Source organism: Streptomyces sp. YIM 98790 (assembly GCF_011421595.1).
GTDB lineage: Bacteria > Actinomycetota > Actinomycetes > Streptomycetales > Streptomycetaceae > Streptomyces.
In genome coordinates, this window is record NZ_WTLH01000007.1 from 57,868 (window position 1) to 74,737 (window position 16,870).

Below are 16,870 nucleotides of genomic sequence, written 5' to 3' on the forward strand. Positions count from 1 at the left end.
AGCCCGGAGCAGCCGGCTGAAGCCGCAGGGCGCCGGGCGTACCCCCGAAACATGAAGTATGTCTGTGCGCTTACCCGATGGGGTGGTTCCGGTGAGCGGCGTGTTGGCGTGGCCGCGCCGCCGGGCACCTTCTCCCCTGCCGGTCCCGGTCGAGTGACCCCGGTGCCCCGCTCCCGGACGAGTGGCGGCGCGACGAGCCTTGCGGACCGGTGGAAGGGGCAGTGATGACAGGTCGCGTGACGGAAGGCGGGCTTGAACACCTGCTCGACAACGCGCTGAGCACGATCGGCACCGGCACCCCGTGGACGGTCACCACGGACGGGATGTGGTGCCGGGTGACGCCCGGCACCGGGGAACTGCGCGAACAGGGCTGGAAGCTGCACCTGTCGGCGACGGCCGCGTCGGCTCCGACGGTGCTGGAACGGGCGCTCGGCGTTCTGCTGAGCGAGGACTCGGCGTTCAAGTTCGCCCGGTCACTGGACCAGGTGACCACCCTCAACGCCCGCAGCACCCCCCGGGGCAACTCGGGGAAGTTCCTCACCGTCTATCCGCGCAGCGACGAGGCCGCGGCCCGCCTCGCGCGGGATCTGCACCGGGCCACCTCCGGGCTCGCCGGTCCCCGGATCCTGTCCGACCGGCCCTACACGGCGGGAAGCCTGGTGCACTACCGCTACGGCTCCTTCGTCGGCCGGCGGCGGCTCTCCGAGGACGGCCTGATGGTGTGGTACGTCCGGGATCCGGACGGCAATCCGGTGGAGGACAAGCGGACCGGCGAGTACGTGCCGCCCCCCTGGGCGGTCTCCCCGTTCCCCGAGGAGCCGGGGGTGCCCGTCAAGCCGCCCGCTCCCAGGGGCCCGGTCATGCTGGGCGGGCGCTTCGCGGTGCGGGAGGCGATCCGGCACACCAACAAGGGCGGGGTCTACCGGGGCACCGACACCCGTACGGGGGCTCCGGTGGTGATCAAGGAGGCCCGGCCGCATGTGGAGGCGGACGCCTCCGGCCGGGATGTCCGGGACTGGCTGCGCGCCGAGGCCCGGATGCTGCAGAAGCTGGCGGGCCTGGGGCTGGCCCCGGAGGCACTGGCGGTGTTCGACCACGGCCAGCATCTCTTCCTCGCGCAGGAGGAGGTGCCGGGAGTCACGCTGCGCACCTGGACCGCGGAGCACTTCCGCGACGCCGGCCCGGACCGCTACCGCGCCGACGCCCTGGCCCTGGTCGGCCGGCTGGTGGACCTGGTGGCCGCGGCCCATGCCCAGCGCTGCGTCCTGCGGGACCTCTCCCCCGGCAACGTCGTGGTCCGCCCGGACGGCGCACTGCGTCTGATCGACCTGGAACTGGCCGTACCCGACGACGGGTCCGCCGAGCCGACCCGCCTGGGCACGCCGGGCTTCAGCGCGCCGGAGCGTCTGACCGACGCGCCGGTGTCACCCACGGCCGACTACTACAGCCTCGGCGCCACCGCATGCTTCGTCCTTGCCGGGCGCGTTCCGGAGCTGCTGCCCGAGGAGCCCGCCGACCGGCCCGCCGACGAGCGCATGGCCGCCTGGCTGGGGGCCTGCGCCGGACGGCTGCGGCTGCCGGACGGCGTGGTGACGATGCTGCTGGGGCTGCTGAGGGAGGACCCGGCCGCGCGCTGGGACCCGGGGCGGGCACGCGCGGCGCTGCGGGCGTCCGTCGCGCCACCGGTGTCCGGCCGTGGCCGGAGGGTCCCCGCCGCCGCGCGGGCGCCGGGCGACCGGCCGTCCGAGCCGGCGTCCTCCGAGCCCGCCCGGCCGGAAGCACCGGAGGGTGTCCGGGAGGCGGTGGCCGGGATCGTGGACTACCTGATCGATTCCATGACACCGGCCGACGACCGACGTCTGTGGCCGGTGTCCACCACCGCCGGAGAGACCGACCCCTGCACCGTGCAGCAAGGCGCGGCCGGCGTCCTGGCGGTACTCACCAGGTACTACGAACTCACCGGCGACCCGCGTCTGCCGCGGGTGATCTCCACGGCGGGGCACTGGATCATGCGGCGCACCGGCACCCGCCGGGCCCGGCCCGGCCTGCACTTCGGCGGCCCCGGCACCGCCTGGGCCCTGTACGACGCGGGGCGGGCCGTGGGCGACGACCGGCTCACCGGCCACGCCCTGGCCCTGGCCACGGCACCGCTGGAGTCCTCCCCCAGTCACGACATCACCCACGGCACCGCGGGCAGCGGACTGGCCGCTCTCCATCTGTGGGAACGCACCCGGGACGCGCGCTTCGCGGAGCTGGCCGTGGCAGCCGCCGACCGGCTGGCCGCCGCGGCCCGCCGCGAGCCCGCCGGGGTGAGCTGGGCGGTACCCGCCGAGGCCGTCTCCCGGCTGGCCGGCAAACGCCACCTCGGGTTCGCCCACGGAGTCGCCGGCATCGGATGCTTTCTGCTGTGTGCCGCAGCGGTGTCGGACCGCCCCGCTCACCTGGAGCTCGCCGTGGACGCCGGAGAGCAGCTGCTGGCCCGGGCCGTGGTGGCAGGCGAGGCGGCCAACTGGCCCACCCAGGCCGCCGACCCGCCGACCTCCCCCTACTGGTGCCACGGGGCGGCGGGCGTCGGCACCTTCCTGATCCGGCTGCACCGGGCCACCGGCGATCCCCGGTTCGGCGACCTGGCCCGCCGCGGTACCCGGGCGGTGGCCGACCACGCCCCGCGCGCACCCCTGACCCAGTGCCACGGGCTCGCGGGCAACGGGGACTTCCTTCTCGACATGGCCGACGCCACGGGGGAGGCCGCCCACCGCTCCCTGGCCGGGGAACTGGCCCGCCTCATCCTCGCGCAGCAGGCCCGCCGGAACGGCCACGTCGTCTTTCCCAACGAGTTCGGGGACGTCTCGGCGAGCTGGAGCGACGGCGCCGCCGGAATCCTGGCCTTCCTGCTCCGGCTCCGCCACGCCTCGCCCCGGCACTGGATGGTCCGGCCCCCGGTCCCCCTCACCGCCGCCCCCTGAAGCACGGGGACCGGCCCCTGCCCGGCTCGCCCGTCGTGAGCGGCGCAACCCGCGTCGCCGACCCTGCACCCAAGGAGGAGATCATGCCCGACAAGGACCTCGAACTGCTGGCCGAGCTGCACGCACTTCCCGAGACCGAACCCGTGGAGGTCGACGGGGCGTGGAACCGCGGGACCTGCGCCTGCGTCGGCCTGCTGACCCTGCTGAACACCATCTGCATCGGCATCACCTGCTGACCGGACCACCGCAAGGAGAGCCCTCCACGACGAGCACGTGGGGGCACACCGCCGGTGCTGCCGGCCGGATGCCGGCAGCACCGGGTGCGCCGTGTCGGCGGCCGCCCCACCGGCCGGCCGGCGGCGCGCCGGCGGGGCGGTCGACTCCGTCCGGCACGACCACGTTTCCGCGCTTGTGTCCCCGGCCGACGTACCGGTGGGCTTCGACCGTACGGCGGCCGTTGCCTGTGCACGCCGCGCAGCACGAAGCGGGTCCGCCCGGTCTCGGCGCCCGCGGTGGCGACGACACCGCACCGCGGGCGCGCGGCCGGGGCGGCCACCCCGCCCGGGCCCTTGGCGGCGGCTACTCCGCGTAGGGCTGGTCCTCTCCCCGGGCGCTGTAGCCGAGGCTCCAGACGTAGCCGTCCGGGTCCGCGAAGGTGCCGCCGTATCCGCCCCACGGCAGCGGGCCGGCGGGCTTGAGGATCGTGGCGCCGACCTCCCGCGCCTCCGCCATGACCTCGTCGACCCGCGCCTCGCTGCGGACCACATAGGTGAGGACCAGCCCGCTGAAGCCGCTGCCCTCCGGGCTCGTGCCGGCCTGCTCGGCCAGGCCTTCGCGGCCGTAGAGGCCGACGGGCGAGCCGCCGTCCGGCTCGAAGAACACCGAGACGCCGTAGTCCTGCCGGACCTTCCAGCCGAGGCCCTCCGTGTAGAACCGCTTGGACCGCTCCATGTCCCGGACGCCGAGAAGAAGGGAACTCACATGGGCCTTCATGCCGTGTCTCCTTGTTCGTGCTCTGTGGATGATGCACACGTGAGTCACGCTACGAGCGGCTCCGGGACCGGCGCTTCTTCGATCCTGACCGGTTCGCAGGGCGCCGAGGACGCCCGTCACCGGGAGCCCGCGGTGGGACCCCGGCCGGGCGCGGACGGGCGCGGACGCGTCATGGCCCGGACACGGGGCGGGACCAGCGCCCGACGGGCTCTTCGGTGAGATCGTGGCAGCGGCGGCCCGGGGCGCGGATCGACGGCCCCGGCGGTCCCGGCCGCCCTGTGCCCGCCGACGAAACCCACCGCGAGGGGGAGCACTCCGATGAGCCGCCACATCCAGATCACCTTCGACGCCAACGACCCGCGGGCGCTGTCGTGCTTCTGGCGCGACGCCCTGGGCTACGTCCATCCGGCCCCGCCCGGGGTGGACCTGCCCGAGGGCGCCGACCCGCTGGCCGCGTGGGACGACTTTCTGGCACGGGCCGGTGTGCCGGAGGAGGAGCGCAACAGCAGCTCCGCCGTCGAGGACCCCGACGGGCAGGGCCCGCGGCTGTTCTTCCAGCAGGTGCCGGAGGGCAAGACCGCGAAGAACCGCGTGCACCTCGACATCCGTGCGGCTCCCGGGCTGCAGGGGGCGGAGCGGATGGCCGCGCTGGAGGCCGAATGCGACCGGCTGCTCGCGCTGGGAGCGACGCGGGTGCGCCGCCATGAGCCCGGCCTTCCGATGAGCGCCGGGTTCATCGTGATGACCGATCCGGAGGGCAACGAATTCTGCCTGGACTGAGGGACCGGCCACGCGGCCGTCGTGCCCCGGACGGCGCGGGCCTGCCGGGGCACGGCTCAGTCGCTGTCGGCCAGGATCAGGTACAGCCGCTTGCGGGTGTCGTTGACCAGGGCGATCGCCTTCTCCCGCTGCTCGGCGGTGCCCGTCGCGCACGCCTGCCGGAACGCCTCCAGCAGCGCGTCGGCGGCCTCGCGGGCCTCGTTCATCGCCTCCCAGTCGGCGCCTCGCCCGGCTTCCTCCCACGGGGCCTGCGGCCCCGCCTCGGCCTCGCGCCGCCCGGCCTCGGTGAGCATGAACAGCTTCCTGCCGCTCCGGCTTTCGCTGGTGATCAGCTCCTCGTCCTCCAGGAGGCCCATGGTCTGCTCTGCGAGGACGAGGAACACCACGCGTCCTGCGGCAGTGGACGGAAAGCGGATCACCGCCCTCACCATGAGAGGGTGGCGAACAGCTCCTGCCCGCGTGTTCGTTGAAGTGGCTGCACGAAAGGCGGGTGCGGCTGGAGGCATAGGTGAAGAGCCCTGACATGTCCCGCGGTGCTCGTCTGGCAGCCCACGGTGCCGTTTCCACATCACTGGCGCTGTGCAGTGACCGAAGGCTGCGCGAACTCGTGAACGGAGCCACACCGGTCGGTTCCGGCATCGGCGGGAAGACGGTGCTCCTCGAAGTCGACGGAACCCCCGTCTTCGTCAAGCAGGTACCCCTGACCGATCTGGAGCGACGGCCGGAGAACGTCCACTCCACGGCGAATGTGTTCGAAGTACCCTCGTTCTGCCAGTACGGAATCGGCAGTATCGGCGGCCCGGGGTTCGGAGCCTGGCGGGAGCTGGCCGCTCACGCCATGACAACGAACTGGGTGATCGCGGGAGATTACGAGGGCTTCCCCCTGATGTACCACTGGCGGGTGCTGCCAGGGCCTGGCGGGCCACTTCCCGAGGAACTGGCCGATGTGGAACGAGCTGTCGCCTACTGGGGAGGCCGGTCGGGCGTACGCCGCCGGATCGAGGCCCTCCAGCAGTCCACGGCGAGCCTCATGCTGTTCCTGGAGTACATCCCGGACAACCTGCACGACTGGTTGGGCGTTCAGATCCGGGCCGGTGACGAGGTGGCCGGGCGGGCCTGCGCCATGGTGGACAACGAGTTGCAGGCCGGCACCTCGTTCATGAGCGCCCGCGGACTGCTGCACTTCGACGCTCACTTCAAGAACATCCTGACCGACGGCCGCCGCCTGTACTTCGCGGACTACGGCCTCGCGCTCTCTTCCCGCTTCGACCTGTCCCCGGACGAGGCCGGTTTCCACGGCCGGCACCGGAGCCACGACCGCTGCTACACGGCCTCGTACCTGGTGTACTGGCTGGTCACCGCCCTGTACGGGTACGGGTGGGACGAGCGCATGGCGCTCGTGCGCGCGTGTGCCGAGGGCGAGCGCCCCACGGGCATCCCGGAGACGGCCGCGGCGATCATCACCCGCCACGCGCCGCTCGCCGCAGTGATGTGGGACTTCTTCCGCAGGCTCCAGGAGGAGAACCGGGAGACCCCCTACCCGCTGGAGGCGATCCGCCGGATCGGACAGCAGGCGGCGACGGGGTCACAGGACCGGTGACCTGTTGGCTGCACTTCTGCGGGCAGGTGCGTTCGGAGGTCGGCGGCACAGGGCTCTCCCAGGCGGCGCGGGCGGCAGGCGGAGGAACAGAGCCGGTGGCGCCGGCCGACTGGATCTTCATGAGGTGCTGACAGATCCGGCAGGGCTCCATGAGCCGTCGTTGGTGGAGCGGCCGGCACGGCACCGGGCGGAGCAGTACCGGGCCCCGGGAACACCGGGTGGGCCGGCCGCAGGTGTCCGTCAGACCCGGCGGGCAAGGAGCCGCCGGAATGCGGCGAGGTGCCGGCCGAGCGCCGGATCCGGCGTGCCGGTCCACGGCCCTTCGAGGTCCGGCCGGCGGCACAGGACGTGCACGGTGAACGCGGCCAGCTGGTCCCGGGCGTTCTCCTCGGCCGTCACGTCCTCCCCCACCAGCCGGCGCGCCCGGTAGGCGAGATCGATGCGTTCCCGGAGCCATGCGGGCGCCGCCGGCAGGCGCCGGGCCGCCGCCTCCGGGCAGGCTCCGGCCAGCGCGGCCAGTACCGCCGCGGGCTCCCGGGCGCCGTGCCGCGCGGCGATGCGCTCGAACCGGGTCCACTCCCGCCCCACGGAACCGAGCCGCTCCCCCCACTGCTCCACCCAGCACAGCCGCAGCGCGCGGGCCGCCTCGCGCAGCAGCCGGGTGGCCCGCGCCGGGTCGGCGGCGCACAGCGACGCGGCCAGGGCGGACGTACGCTCCGCCGCCCGCCGCCAGTGCCGTCGGCGGGCGGCCACCACGGCGGGATGGAACCGGGTCCGTGTGGCCCAGTCGGCGAACTGGGCGGCGAACCGCCCGCCGGCGGCGGCCGGGTGGCCGCCGTAGGCCTTGTCCATGGTGTGGGCCCACCGCGCATCCGTCATGCGCTCGGCCATGCCCTGCGGGCCCCGGCCGGCCGCGGCGCGGAGTTCCGCGACCGTGAAGGGCACCACATCGAGCGTCTGTGCGTGGCCGGAAGCGGCCCACCAGTCGACCAGTCCGCAGCGGCGGCGCTCCACCCGCCCGGCCACCTGCGGTCCGGCGGTGCAGGCGAGCAGGTCGATGTCCGACAGCGGCCAGGGCTCGCCCCGGCCCAGGCTGCCGACGACGACGATCCCGTGCACGCCGGGAACCGCACCGAGCACCCCGGCCGCTTCGGCGAGCCTGTCCTCCAGGAGTTCCCGCCAGCGCGGTGTGGGCGTCATGGGACCGGATCTCCTCCGGCACGGCGGTTCCGGTGTGCACGGACGCGGACACGCATGGTGATCATCGTATCCCGTGCCGTCCGGCCGGGCCGGGGAACACGCGTGCCGGGCAGGGCCGGCGCTCCGCGGGGAGCGGACGCGGCCCCGCCCGGCGGCGGGTCAGGGGTGGACGGAGCTCAGGAAGCTGCGGCTGGGGGCGAAGAAGTATTCGGCGCCCCGCAGCCGTACCGACTCGGCCAGGCCGACCTCGGTCTTCTCCGGCCTGCCGTACTTCTCCGGCCACCGCGGGGCGGTCCCGGAACTGCCGATGCCCACGACCGGGTCCTGGCCGGTCGCCGGCTTGCCGTCGCCGCCCTCGAGGAAGTTGATGTTGTTGCACCAGCTCTGCTGCATGAACTCGAACTGGTGCGAGATGTCGCTCTGGGCGCACAGGAACAGCAGCCCGACCGTGCCCTCGCTCTCGTAGGAGATGGCGCGCCGGGCGATGCGGCGGGTGCGTTCGTCCTTCAGCGTCGAGTTGAACCGCCAGACGGTGTCGCCCCGCGGGTTGGTCTTGCGGATGTGGGACTGGTAGGGGCACTTCAGGCCCTGCTTGTCCTCGCTGAAGTCGAAGTCGTTGGGCACCGCGTCGTCCGTACCGCGGGGGGTTGCCGGGAGGTGGACCGGCATGCCGTCGCGGAACCGGCCCACCATGTAGGCGCCGGCGAGTTCCTTGTCGCCCTCGTGCGGGTGGTCCCGGCCGTCGGCCCTGGCCAGCGCCTCGGCCAGCCGGAACCGCTGGTCGTTGAACTTGGGGACGTCCTGCTCCAGTTTGCGGTAGACGAAGTAGGAGCCGAAGCCGGTGTCCCGGTGGCCGCCCGGGTCCTTGGTGAGCACGAGCTTCAGCGGTGCGCCCGGGTCCCACTTGCGGCCGGTCTCGCTCTGCCCGGCCTTGGCGATGTCCTTGGCGAAGAACAGCGGTTCGCTGACGCCGTCGGCGAAGCCGAAGTGCTCGCGCGGCGGGCCGTTGGGACGCATCCGGATCACCTTGCCGCTCTCCTGGTGCGCCACCTCGCCGGCCCCGCCGGCCTGGAGGGAGTCGCGGATCTCGTCCGCCTTCCGCTGCACGCGCTCGGCGTCGTCGTCCGCCACGATGACCAGGGCGTGGCAGGCCTCCTGGAAGCCCGGGTGCCATTCTCCGGCCGGCGGATCGCACAGCTTGTCGCGGGTCTCGTCGGCCCGGGAGCCGCGCCGGAACGCCTCGTCCCGCGGCATGTCGGTGAGGCCCAGGGCGCGGTAGCCCGGCGCGGAGAGCATCAGGCAGACGAACGGCGGGCTGGGGTCCGCGGCGAGCTGGGCGCTCAGAAAGGCCTCGGGGTTGTCGGGGCGCCCGCCGTCGGCGTCCGGGGTGCCGAACGAGACGCCCGGCAGGCTGCCGGGCCCGGCCGTCATCGGCACGCCCAGCGGACCCGCCTTGCCGCCCAGGGTGACACTGGGCTGCCGGTCCAGCTCCATCCCGGCCGCGATCCGCACGGGGCCGAAGCCGGCGCGGGCGAAGATCCGGTCCCGGCGGCGGGACTGGTTCCACTGGTCCATGGCGCTGGTGACCCTGCCGGCCATGCCGGCCAGCCAGGTGCGGGCCTCGCGCTGCCGGGCAGGGTCGAAACGGATGAACAAGTGGCGGCTGTGATCGCGGCCGTGGCTTCTGAGAATGTTGCCCTGGATGTCCGCCAGGAGCCGCTTCTCCTCCTGGTCGAACTCGCCCTGGGGGTCGGTGGGGCCGATGCCGGTCTCCTTGTCGAAGTCGACCCGGACCGCTTCCATGGTCATGGCATGCTCCTGCGCCGTTGGGGGATGAGGGGACGGACACGGGCCGCGGCGGCGCCCGCCGGCGCCCGCGTGCCGCCTCCTCGCATTCCCCGCCGGCACCTCACCGGCCGGCGCGTTCCCCCCGTTTCCCCCGCATGACCACAGGACTACGCCCGCATGGCGCAGGCCCCTCCCCCGGTCAGCGCCGGGCGTGGGGGGCGTCGTGGCCGATGTACTCGTTGAGCGCCTTGCCGGGCTGGAGCACGGCCCGTGAGTCCTCGGCGTGGAAGGTGCCGAAGCCGAGCACGGTCACGGACTCGCCGCGGCGCAGCGCCTCGGCGATGGCCCCGGCGTGCTCCAGGGTGCCGAAGAGCGCGTCGACCACCCGTCCGGCCTGCTCGGCGGACACCTGGGTGCCGCCGTCCGCAGCCCTGCGCACGGTCTCCTCGATCAGTCCCGACTTGTCCATCGCCGCACACCGTCCTCGTCCTCAGCCGTATCGCTCCGATGGTGGCACCGCGGGCACGGCGGCGCAGCCCGGGGCGGCCCGGCCGGGTGGAGGCGGTGCGCGGCCGTCGCACCACCCGGGCCGCGCCCTATTCGCGTGCGCGTTCCCGCGTTCACACCGTGGGTGGGATTGGGCGGCCCGGAGGGCTGGCGGCCCGGCGGCGGGGTAATCCGTTCTGCGCATTGTCCGGGCCGCGCGACACCGGGAGCGTCACGTGAGTGCACCGCCGTTCCACCTGCCCGAGTTCTACACGCCCTACCCGGCGCGTCTCAATCCGCATCTGGAGTCCGCGCGGGTCCACACCCGGGAGTGGGCCGGCGGGATGGGGATGCTGGAGGGGTCGGGAATCTGGGACACCGAGGACCTTGAGGCCCACGACTACGCCCTGCTCTGCTCCTTCACCCATCCCGACGCCTCCGAGCACGACCTGGCACTGGTCACCGACTGGTACGTGTGGGTGTTCTTCTTCGACGACCACTTCCTGGAACTGTTCAAGCGGACCGGTGACCGGCAGGGCGGCAAGGAGTACCTGGACCGGCTGGCCGCCTTCATGCCGATGGACCTGGCGGACGGCTTCCCCGAGGCGTCCAACCCGTGCGAGCGAGGGCTGGCCGATCTGTGGGCGCGCACGGTGCCGGCGATGTCGCGCCACTGGCGGGCGCGGTTCGCCGAGTCGACCAGGAATCTGCTCAACGAGTCGCTGTGGGAGCTGTCCAACATCAACGCGGGCCGGATCCCCAATCCGGTGGAGTACATCGAGATGCGCCGCAAGGTCGGCGGTGCCCCGTGGTCGGCCGGCCTGGTGGAGTTCGCCGCCCGGGCCGAGGTGCCGGACCGGGTGGCCGGGGAGCGCCCCCTGCGGGTGCTGCGGGACGCCTTCGCGGACGGCGTGCACCTGCGCAACGACCTGTTCTCCTACCAGCGGGAGACGCAGGACGAGGGCGAGCTGTCCAACGGAGTGCTGGTGCTGGAGACGTTCCTGGGCTGCACCACCCAGGAGGCGGCGGACGCGGTGAACGACCTGCTCACCTCGCGGCTCCAGCAGTTCGAGCACACCGCGCTCACCGAGCTCGGCCCGGTGTTCGCCGAGCACGCCCTGGACCCGGCGGAGTGCGCGGCGGTGCTGGCCTACGCCAAGGGCCTGCAGGACTGGCAGTCCGGCGGCCACGAGTGGCACATGCGGTCCAGCCGCTACATGAACGAGGAGGCGGCGCCGGGGCCGTCCGCCCCGGCGTTCCTGCTGCCCAGCGGGCTGGGCACGGCGGCCGCCCGGATCGGCTCCCCGGTGTCCACCACGGCGCGGGCGGAGCGCGCCCGGGCGCGCGGGTACACCCATGTCCCGTTCGAGCGGGTGGGGCCGTCCCGGCTGCCCGGCTTCGACATGCCCTTCGGGCTCGCCCTCAGTCCGCATCTGGAGGACGCGCGGTGCCGGGCCGCGCGGTGGACGGAAAGGATGGGCATGCTCGGGCCGCAGCCGGACGCGGGCGGCCGCACCGTATGGGACGCGCAGAAGCTGGCCGACTTCGACCTCCCGCTGTGCGCCGCGGGCATCGATCCGGACGCCACTCCCGAGGAGCTGGACCTGGCGAGCTGCTGGCTGGTCTGGGGCACCTTCGGGGACGACTACTACCCGGCCGTCTTCGGGCACGGCAGGGATCTGGCGCGGGCCAGGGCGGTCACCGACCGGCTGAAGCTGTTCATGCCGGTGGCCGCGGACGAGCGGCCGCCGGCGCCGGTGACGGCGATGGAGCGGGGTCTGGCGGATCTGTGGGAGCGCACCGCGGGGCCGATGGAGGAGCGGGCCCGGCGGGAGTTCCGCCGCACGGTGGAGATCATGCTGGACAGCTGGCTGTGGGAGCTGGCCAATGTGGCGGAGAACCGGATCCCCGATCCGGTGGACTACACCGAGATGCGGCGCCTCACCTTCGGCTCCGGCCTGACCATGAACCTGGCCCGCCTCTCGCACGGGCGGTGCGTGCCCCCGGACGTCTGGCACAGCGGACCGCTGATCTCGCTGGAGAACGCCGCGGTCGACTACATGACGCTGATGAACGACACCTTCTCCTACCAGAAGGAGATCGAGTTCGAGGGCGAGGTCCACAACGCCCTGCTGGTGGTGCAGAACTTCTTCGGCTGCGGCTACCCGGCCGCGCTGCGCATCGTGGACGACCTGATGCGGTCGAGGCTGGCGCAGTTCCAGCACATCGCCGCGCACGAGCTCCCGGTGCTGTTCGAGGACGCGGGGCTGGACGCGGAGGCGCGCGCCGCCGTCGAGGCCTATGCCGACGATCTGCGGAACTGGATGCCGGCCATCCTCAACTGGCACCGCGAGGTGCGTCGTTACCGGGAGGAGGACCTGTTGCGGCACTACCGGCGCGGGGTGCTGCCGGACGGGCCGACCGGGCTGGGCACGGCGGCGGCGCGGCTGGCCCGGGTGGTGGCGGCCACCGGGAGGTGAGGCAGCCGTCCCCCGCGGGGCCCGGCCCGGGCGTCCGGGTCCCCGTTCCGGGTCCCGGGGTACGGGCACTGGCCCCCGCGGGGGACGGCGGGGTAGGGTGGCCCCGAAAGCTGAGCAAGCGCTTAGTAACCGAGTCCGGCCGCCCGGACGGTCCGGCGGCCGGCGGAAGGGGGCCGTGCCATGGCGACGCCGTCGACCCTGCTCTCCCGGCAGGACCTGGACTTCCTGCTGCACCGCTGGCTCGACGTCGGCGGGCTGCTGGAACGCCCGCGGTTCGCCGATCACTCCCGGGAGACCGTGGACGCCGTGCTGGACCTCAGCGAGCAGCTCGCCGCCCGGCACTTCGCCCCGCACAACAAACGGGCCGACCACAGCGAGCCGCGCGTCGTGGACGGCCGGGTGGAGATGATCCCCGAGGTGTCCCGGGCACTGGCCGCGTTCGCCGCATCCGGGCTGCTGGCCGCCCCCATGGAACCGGAGCTGGGCGGCGCCCGGCTGCCCCGGGTGGTGGCCACCGCCTGCTTCGCCTGGTTCCAGGCCGCCAATGTCGGCACCTCCGCCTACCCCATGCTCACCCGGGGGAACGCCGCCCTGCTGTGCGCACACGGCACCCGCGAGCAGATCGACACCTGGGTGCGGCCGATGCTGGCCGGCCGGTTCTACGGCACCATGTGCCTGTCCGAGCCGCAGGCCGGCTCCGCGCTGGCGGACGTGGCCACCCGGGCGGAGCGGCAGCCGGACGGCGGCTACCGGCTGTTCGGCACCAAGATGTGGATCTCCGCCGGGGACCACGAACTGGGCGAGAACATCGTGCACCTGGTGCTGGCCCGCACCCCCGGCGCACCCGCCGGGGTGAAGGGGCTGTCGCTGTTCCTCGTGCCCAAGTACCTGCTGCGGCCGGACGGCAGCACCGGCGAACGCAACGACGTCAGCCTGGTGGGCCTCAACCACAAGATGGGCTACCGCGGCACCACCAACGCGGTGCTGGCCTTCGGCGAGGGCCGCCACTCCCCCGGCGGCGCCCCGGGCGCGGTGGGGGAACTGGTCGGCGCGGAGAACCGCGGCCTGGCCTGCATGTTCCACATGATGAACGAGGCCAGGATCGGGGTGGGCGCGGGGGCGGCGGCACTCGGGTACACCGCCTACCTCAAGGCCCTGGAGTACGCGCGCACCCGGCTGCAGGGACGACCGCTGGGCGACAAGGACCCGTCCGGGCCCCCGGTGCCGATCATCGAGCACCCCGATGTGCGGCGCATGCTGCTCGCCCAGAAGTCCTACGCCGAGGGCGCCATGGCACTGATCCTGTACTGCGCGCGCCTGGTGGACGAGCGGGACACCGCCGCCACCGCGCAGGCCCGGGAGGAGGCGGCGCGGCTGCTGGACATCCTCACCCCGATCGCCAAGAGCTGGCCCTCCCAGTGGTGCCTGGAGGGCAACCACCTGGCCATCCAGGTGCACGGCGGCTACGGCTACACCCGCGACTACGACGTGGAGCAGCACTACCGGGACAACCGGCTCAACCCGATCCACGAGGGCACGCACGGCATCCAGGCCCTGGACCTGCTGGGCCGCCGCGCGATCCGGGACGGCGGCGCCGCGCTGGCCCTGCTGGGCGACCGGGTGGCGGACACCGCGGCGCGGGCCCGCAAGGCGGGAGGGGACGCCGCGGGCTTCGCGCGGGAGCTGCACGCGGCCTGGTCGCGGGTGCAGGCCGTGACCGCGGCGCTGTGGGCGGACGGCGATCCGGCGCGGGCGCTGGTGCATGCCACCGCCTATCTGGAGGCGGTCGGGCATGTGGTGCTGGCCTGGCTGTGGCTGGACGTCCGGCTGGCCGCGGGGCCGGAGGACAGTGCCTTCCACCGGGGCAAGCGGGCCGCCTGCCGGTACTTCTTCCGCCACGAACTTCCCAAGGCGCACACCCAGTTCGACCTGCTGGAGAGCCGGGACGGCACGGTGGCGGAAACCGATCCCGGCTGGCTGTGAGCCGCCGGCGGCGTCCGGCCGGGGGCCGGCCCCGGCCGGACCGGGCGTGTTCGCCGTGAGCGAACAGAGTGGCAGGGGAAGGATCCGGGCCGGACAGCCCGGAAGTTGTTCCGGTTCGGCCGGTTCCCGCGGCGGTTTCCGGCCGCTATTCTCGCCTGCGCTTATGCGGCCTGCGGGACTGCCGGCCGGACCCGGCGGGGACGACCCGGGGAAGTGATCCGTTCCTGGGCCAAACCGTGCAACTTCGCGCCAAGCATCGATCTTTACCGGAAGATCTCTTTTTTCCCGGCGGCTGTATATGATCGGCGTCCCCCTCAGGTGCCAGCCGACACCGGAAGGGCCTGACGCGGCTCGGCGCTGCCCCGCGCCCGGAAGCGGCGGCCCGCACCTCGGTCTGTCCCCTTTCCCGCCGCCCATGAGGACCGATGACTGACAGAGACACCGAAGACCCCGGCGAATCCGGGAGAGCCGCCCGCCCGGCGCGGCGGCGGGGCGCCGTCCGCCTGCGCACCCTGCTCATCTGGCTCGCGGTGGTGCCGTCCGTCGCGATGGGTGCCCAGCTGGCCTTCACGGCGGAGCGCTGGCTCCAGCAGGCCGAGGACCTGCGGGCCGATGTCACGGCCGGGGAACGGGTCGGCATCCCGCTGTACGAACTGCTGACCGAGCTGCAGGCCGAGCGCAGCATCACGGCGGCCCGGTGGTCCGGATTCCCCGTCAGCGAGGCGGACATGGCCATCCAGCGGTCGGCCACCGACTGGGCCGCCACCGCGGTGGCCGACGCGGTCGGCACGGACCTGGTGGTGCCGGACCGCACCGCGCGGTATCTGCAGGACCTGCAGAACCGCCTGGACGAGATGGACGCGTTCCGCCGGACCACCGACAACCGCAGCGGCAGCATGTCGCACACGGTGGGCTACTACACCCGGGTGATCGGCCAGATCATCCGCATCTACCAGGAATTCGCCAGCCTCAACGACGCCGAGCTGACCAGCGAGAGCCGGCCGGTGACGGCGCTGCTGTCCGCCGACGAGCTGCTGGCCCGGGAGGACGCCACCCTGACGCTGGGCGGGCCGGAGGGCGTGCTCAACTCGGCCCAGTTCAGCGACTTCACGCACTCCGTGGGCGCCCAGCGGTATCTGCTGGACACCTCCGTCATCCCCTATCTGTCTCCGGAGAGCCGCCAGGAACTGGAGCGGATCACCGCCTCCGAGGCGTGGAAGAGCAAGATCCGGATCGAGAACGCGGTGCTGGCCTACCACGGCACCGCCGGCTACAACATCACCCTGCCGGACGAGGCGGCGGCGTGGGCTGAGGCCGAGGACCAGTTCTCGGCCGAGCTCTCGGAGTTCATCGTCGCCCGGATGCAGGAGGTGCTGGACAAGGGCAAGCTCAAGGCCGGCGAGCTGGAGCGCGAGGTCGGCTGGCTGGTGGCGGGCAGCAGCACCGCGCTGCTGCTGGTGATCGCCGCGGTGGTGCTCACCACCCGGTCGGTGCTGCGCCGGCTGAACGCCCTGCACGGCCGCACGGTGACGGTGGCCGACCGGACCCTGCCGGAGGTGGTGGAGCGGCTCCAGCAGGGCCGGCCGGTGAGCGGGGACGAACTGCCCCGGCCGACCGGGGAGAAGGACGAGGTCGGCCGGATCAGCGACGCCTTCGCCCGGGTGGTCGCGGTCTCCGTGGACGGGCACCGGCAGCTCGCCGACGAGCGGCACGGCTTCGGCTCGTTCGCCGCCGGCATCGCCTCCCGCACCGGGAACCTGGTGAGCCGCCAGCTCACCCTCACCGAGGAGCTCCAGGACACCTTCGGCAGCAACGAGGCGCTGCTGGCCCAGCTCATGCGCTCCGACCAGCTCACCGTGGGCATGCGGCGGCAGATCGAGAATCTGCTGATCCTGGCGGGCGGGGAGATCCCGGACCCGCACATCGACCCGATGCGGGTGGCCGATCTGCTCCGCGAGGCCGCGGCCGAGGTGGAGGACTTCCGCCGGATCGAGCGGCAGGCACTGGACGAGATCAGCGTGCAGCCGCGGGTCATCAGCCAGATCAGCCACCTGCTCGCGGAGCTGCTGGACAACGCCACCCGGTTCTCGCCGCCCAGGTCCAAGGTGGTGATCCGGGCGGAGCTGGTCGCCGACGGGCTGTCGGTGGAGGTGGAGGACCGCGGACCGCGGGTGGCCGCCGAGCGGTACGAGGAGATGAACGGGCGGCTGCGGTCCGCGCCGCCGTACTCGGTGCTGGCGGAGAACGCGCACCGGCTGGGGCTGTTCGTGGTCGGCCATCTGGCGGCCCGGCTGGGTGCCCGGGTGACGCTGCGGCGTTCGGTGTACGGCGGGACGTCGGCGGTGGTGATCCTGCCCGCGGAGCATCTGGTGGCCACGGCGCGGGACGCCGCGCCCGCCGGGGGCCGTGCCGCCCGCGCGGAACTCGCCGGACGGGTGAAGCGGCAGGCCCTTCCGGCCGGGACGGGGACGACCAGGGCTGCCGGGGAGGCCCCGCAGACCGGGAACGCCGGGCAGCCCGGGGAGATCGGGGAGACCGCCGGGGCGGAGCGCCCGGCGGAGCCGCCGCAGTCCGCGGGCGCCGCCGGCCCGGCC

General features: G+C 73.5%; 12 protein-coding genes. 7 read left to right on the plus strand and 5 right to left on the minus strand.

What is annotated here, in order from left to right:
* Positions 1-224: 224 nt before the first annotated feature.
* Positions 225-2,966, plus strand: a complete 2,742-nt coding sequence (gene lanL / locus GQS09_RS02620) for a class IV lanthionine synthetase LanL (RefSeq protein WP_165984313.1) — start codon at positions 225-227, stop codon at positions 2,964-2,966.
* An 83-nt stretch (positions 2,967-3,049) separates the two neighbouring features.
* On the plus strand, positions 3,050-3,202 hold the full coding sequence (locus tag GQS09_RS02625) for a VenA family class IV lanthipeptide (protein ID WP_165984314.1): 153 nt from the start codon (positions 3,050-3,052) through the stop codon (positions 3,200-3,202).
* A gap of 343 nt (positions 3,203-3,545) precedes the next feature.
* On the opposite strand, the gene GQS09_RS02630 is transcribed toward GQS09_RS02625, so the two are convergent.
* Positions 3,546-3,959 carry a VOC family protein gene (locus tag GQS09_RS02630; protein ID WP_165984315.1) on the minus strand — a complete coding sequence of 138 codons (414 nt, stop codon included), beginning with the start codon at positions 3,957-3,959 and terminating at the stop codon, positions 3,546-3,548.
* Between the two features lie 318 nt (positions 3,960-4,277).
* Here GQS09_RS02630 and GQS09_RS02635 point away from each other — a divergent pair, with 318 nt between their 5' ends.
* Positions 4,278-4,739, plus strand: a complete 462-nt coding sequence (locus GQS09_RS02635; RefSeq protein ID WP_165984316.1) for a VOC family protein — start codon at positions 4,278-4,280, stop codon at positions 4,737-4,739.
* 56 nt (positions 4,740-4,795) lie between these two features.
* Here the strand turns inward: GQS09_RS02635 and GQS09_RS02640 are convergent, their stop codons facing one another.
* Positions 4,796-5,125, minus strand: a complete 330-nt coding sequence (locus GQS09_RS02640; RefSeq protein WP_207957384.1) for a PadR family transcriptional regulator — start codon at positions 5,123-5,125, stop codon at positions 4,796-4,798.
* A gap of 137 nt (positions 5,126-5,262) precedes the next feature.
* Here GQS09_RS02640 and GQS09_RS02645 point away from each other — a divergent pair, with 137 nt between their 5' ends.
* Positions 5,263-6,339, plus strand: a complete 1,077-nt coding sequence (locus GQS09_RS02645; RefSeq protein ID WP_165984317.1) for a protein kinase family protein — start codon at positions 5,263-5,265, stop codon at positions 6,337-6,339.
* 240 nt (positions 6,340-6,579) lie between these two features.
* On the opposite strand, the gene GQS09_RS02650 is transcribed toward GQS09_RS02645, so the two are convergent.
* From GQS09_RS02650 to GQS09_RS02660, 3 genes are all read right to left on the minus strand, one after another.
* The gene (locus GQS09_RS02650; RefSeq protein WP_165984318.1) at positions 6,580-7,539 is read right to left on the minus strand and encodes a nucleotidyltransferase domain-containing protein; all 960 of its coding nucleotides are present in this window, start codon (positions 7,537-7,539) and stop codon (positions 6,580-6,582) included.
* A gap of 159 nt (positions 7,540-7,698) precedes the next feature.
* Positions 7,699-9,348 carry a Dyp-type peroxidase domain-containing protein gene (locus GQS09_RS02655; protein WP_165984319.1) on the minus strand — a complete coding sequence of 550 codons (1,650 nt, stop codon included), beginning with the start codon at positions 9,346-9,348 and terminating at the stop codon, positions 7,699-7,701.
* Positions 9,349-9,526: 178 nt separating this feature from the next.
* On the minus strand, positions 9,527-9,796 hold the full coding sequence (locus GQS09_RS02660) for an HU family DNA-binding protein (protein ID WP_165984320.1): 270 nt from the start codon (positions 9,794-9,796) through the stop codon (positions 9,527-9,529).
* A gap of 253 nt (positions 9,797-10,049) precedes the next feature.
* Here GQS09_RS02660 and GQS09_RS02665 point away from each other — a divergent pair, with 253 nt between their 5' ends.
* The 3 genes from GQS09_RS02665 to GQS09_RS02675 all read left to right on the plus strand — a co-directional run.
* Complete coding sequence (locus tag GQS09_RS02665; RefSeq protein WP_165984321.1) at positions 10,050-12,293, plus strand: terpene synthase family protein; 2,244 nt, start codon at positions 10,050-10,052, stop codon at positions 12,291-12,293.
* A 180-nt stretch (positions 12,294-12,473) separates the two neighbouring features.
* Positions 12,474-14,276 (plus strand): acyl-CoA dehydrogenase, encoded by a 1,803-nt coding sequence (locus GQS09_RS02670; RefSeq protein WP_165984322.1) that lies wholly within the window; start codon positions 12,474-12,476, stop codon positions 14,274-14,276.
* A gap of 425 nt (positions 14,277-14,701) precedes the next feature.
* The coding region (locus GQS09_RS02675) for a sensor histidine kinase (RefSeq protein ID WP_207957385.1) at positions 14,702-16,870 on the plus strand (2,169 nt) is incomplete at its 3' end.

Excerpts from the sequence above, each read along its gene's own strand:
- lanL (WP_165984313.1), top strand. The coding sequence starts at position 225 with ATGACAGGTCGCGTGACGGAAGGCGGGCTTGAACACCTGCTCGACAAC.
- GQS09_RS02625 (WP_165984314.1), top strand. The coding sequence starts at position 3,050 with ATGCCCGACAAGGACCTCGAACTGCTGGCCGAGCTGCACGCACTTCCC.
- GQS09_RS02630 (WP_165984315.1), bottom strand. The coding sequence starts at position 3,959 with ATGAAGGCCCATGTGAGTTCCCTTCTTCTCGGCGTCCGGGACATGGAG.
- GQS09_RS02635 (WP_165984316.1), top strand. The coding sequence starts at position 4,278 with ATGAGCCGCCACATCCAGATCACCTTCGACGCCAACGACCCGCGGGCG.
- GQS09_RS02645 (WP_165984317.1), top strand. The coding sequence starts at position 5,263 with ATGTCCCGCGGTGCTCGTCTGGCAGCCCACGGTGCCGTTTCCACATCA.
- GQS09_RS02650 (WP_165984318.1), bottom strand. The coding sequence starts at position 7,539 with ATGACGCCCACACCGCGCTGGCGGGAACTCCTGGAGGACAGGCTCGCC.
- GQS09_RS02655 (WP_165984319.1), bottom strand. The coding sequence starts at position 9,348 with ATGACCATGGAAGCGGTCCGGGTCGACTTCGACAAGGAGACCGGCATC.
- GQS09_RS02660 (WP_165984320.1), bottom strand. The coding sequence starts at position 9,796 with ATGGACAAGTCGGGACTGATCGAGGAGACCGTGCGCAGGGCTGCGGAC.
- GQS09_RS02670 (WP_165984322.1), top strand. The coding sequence starts at position 12,474 with ATGGCGACGCCGTCGACCCTGCTCTCCCGGCAGGACCTGGACTTCCTG.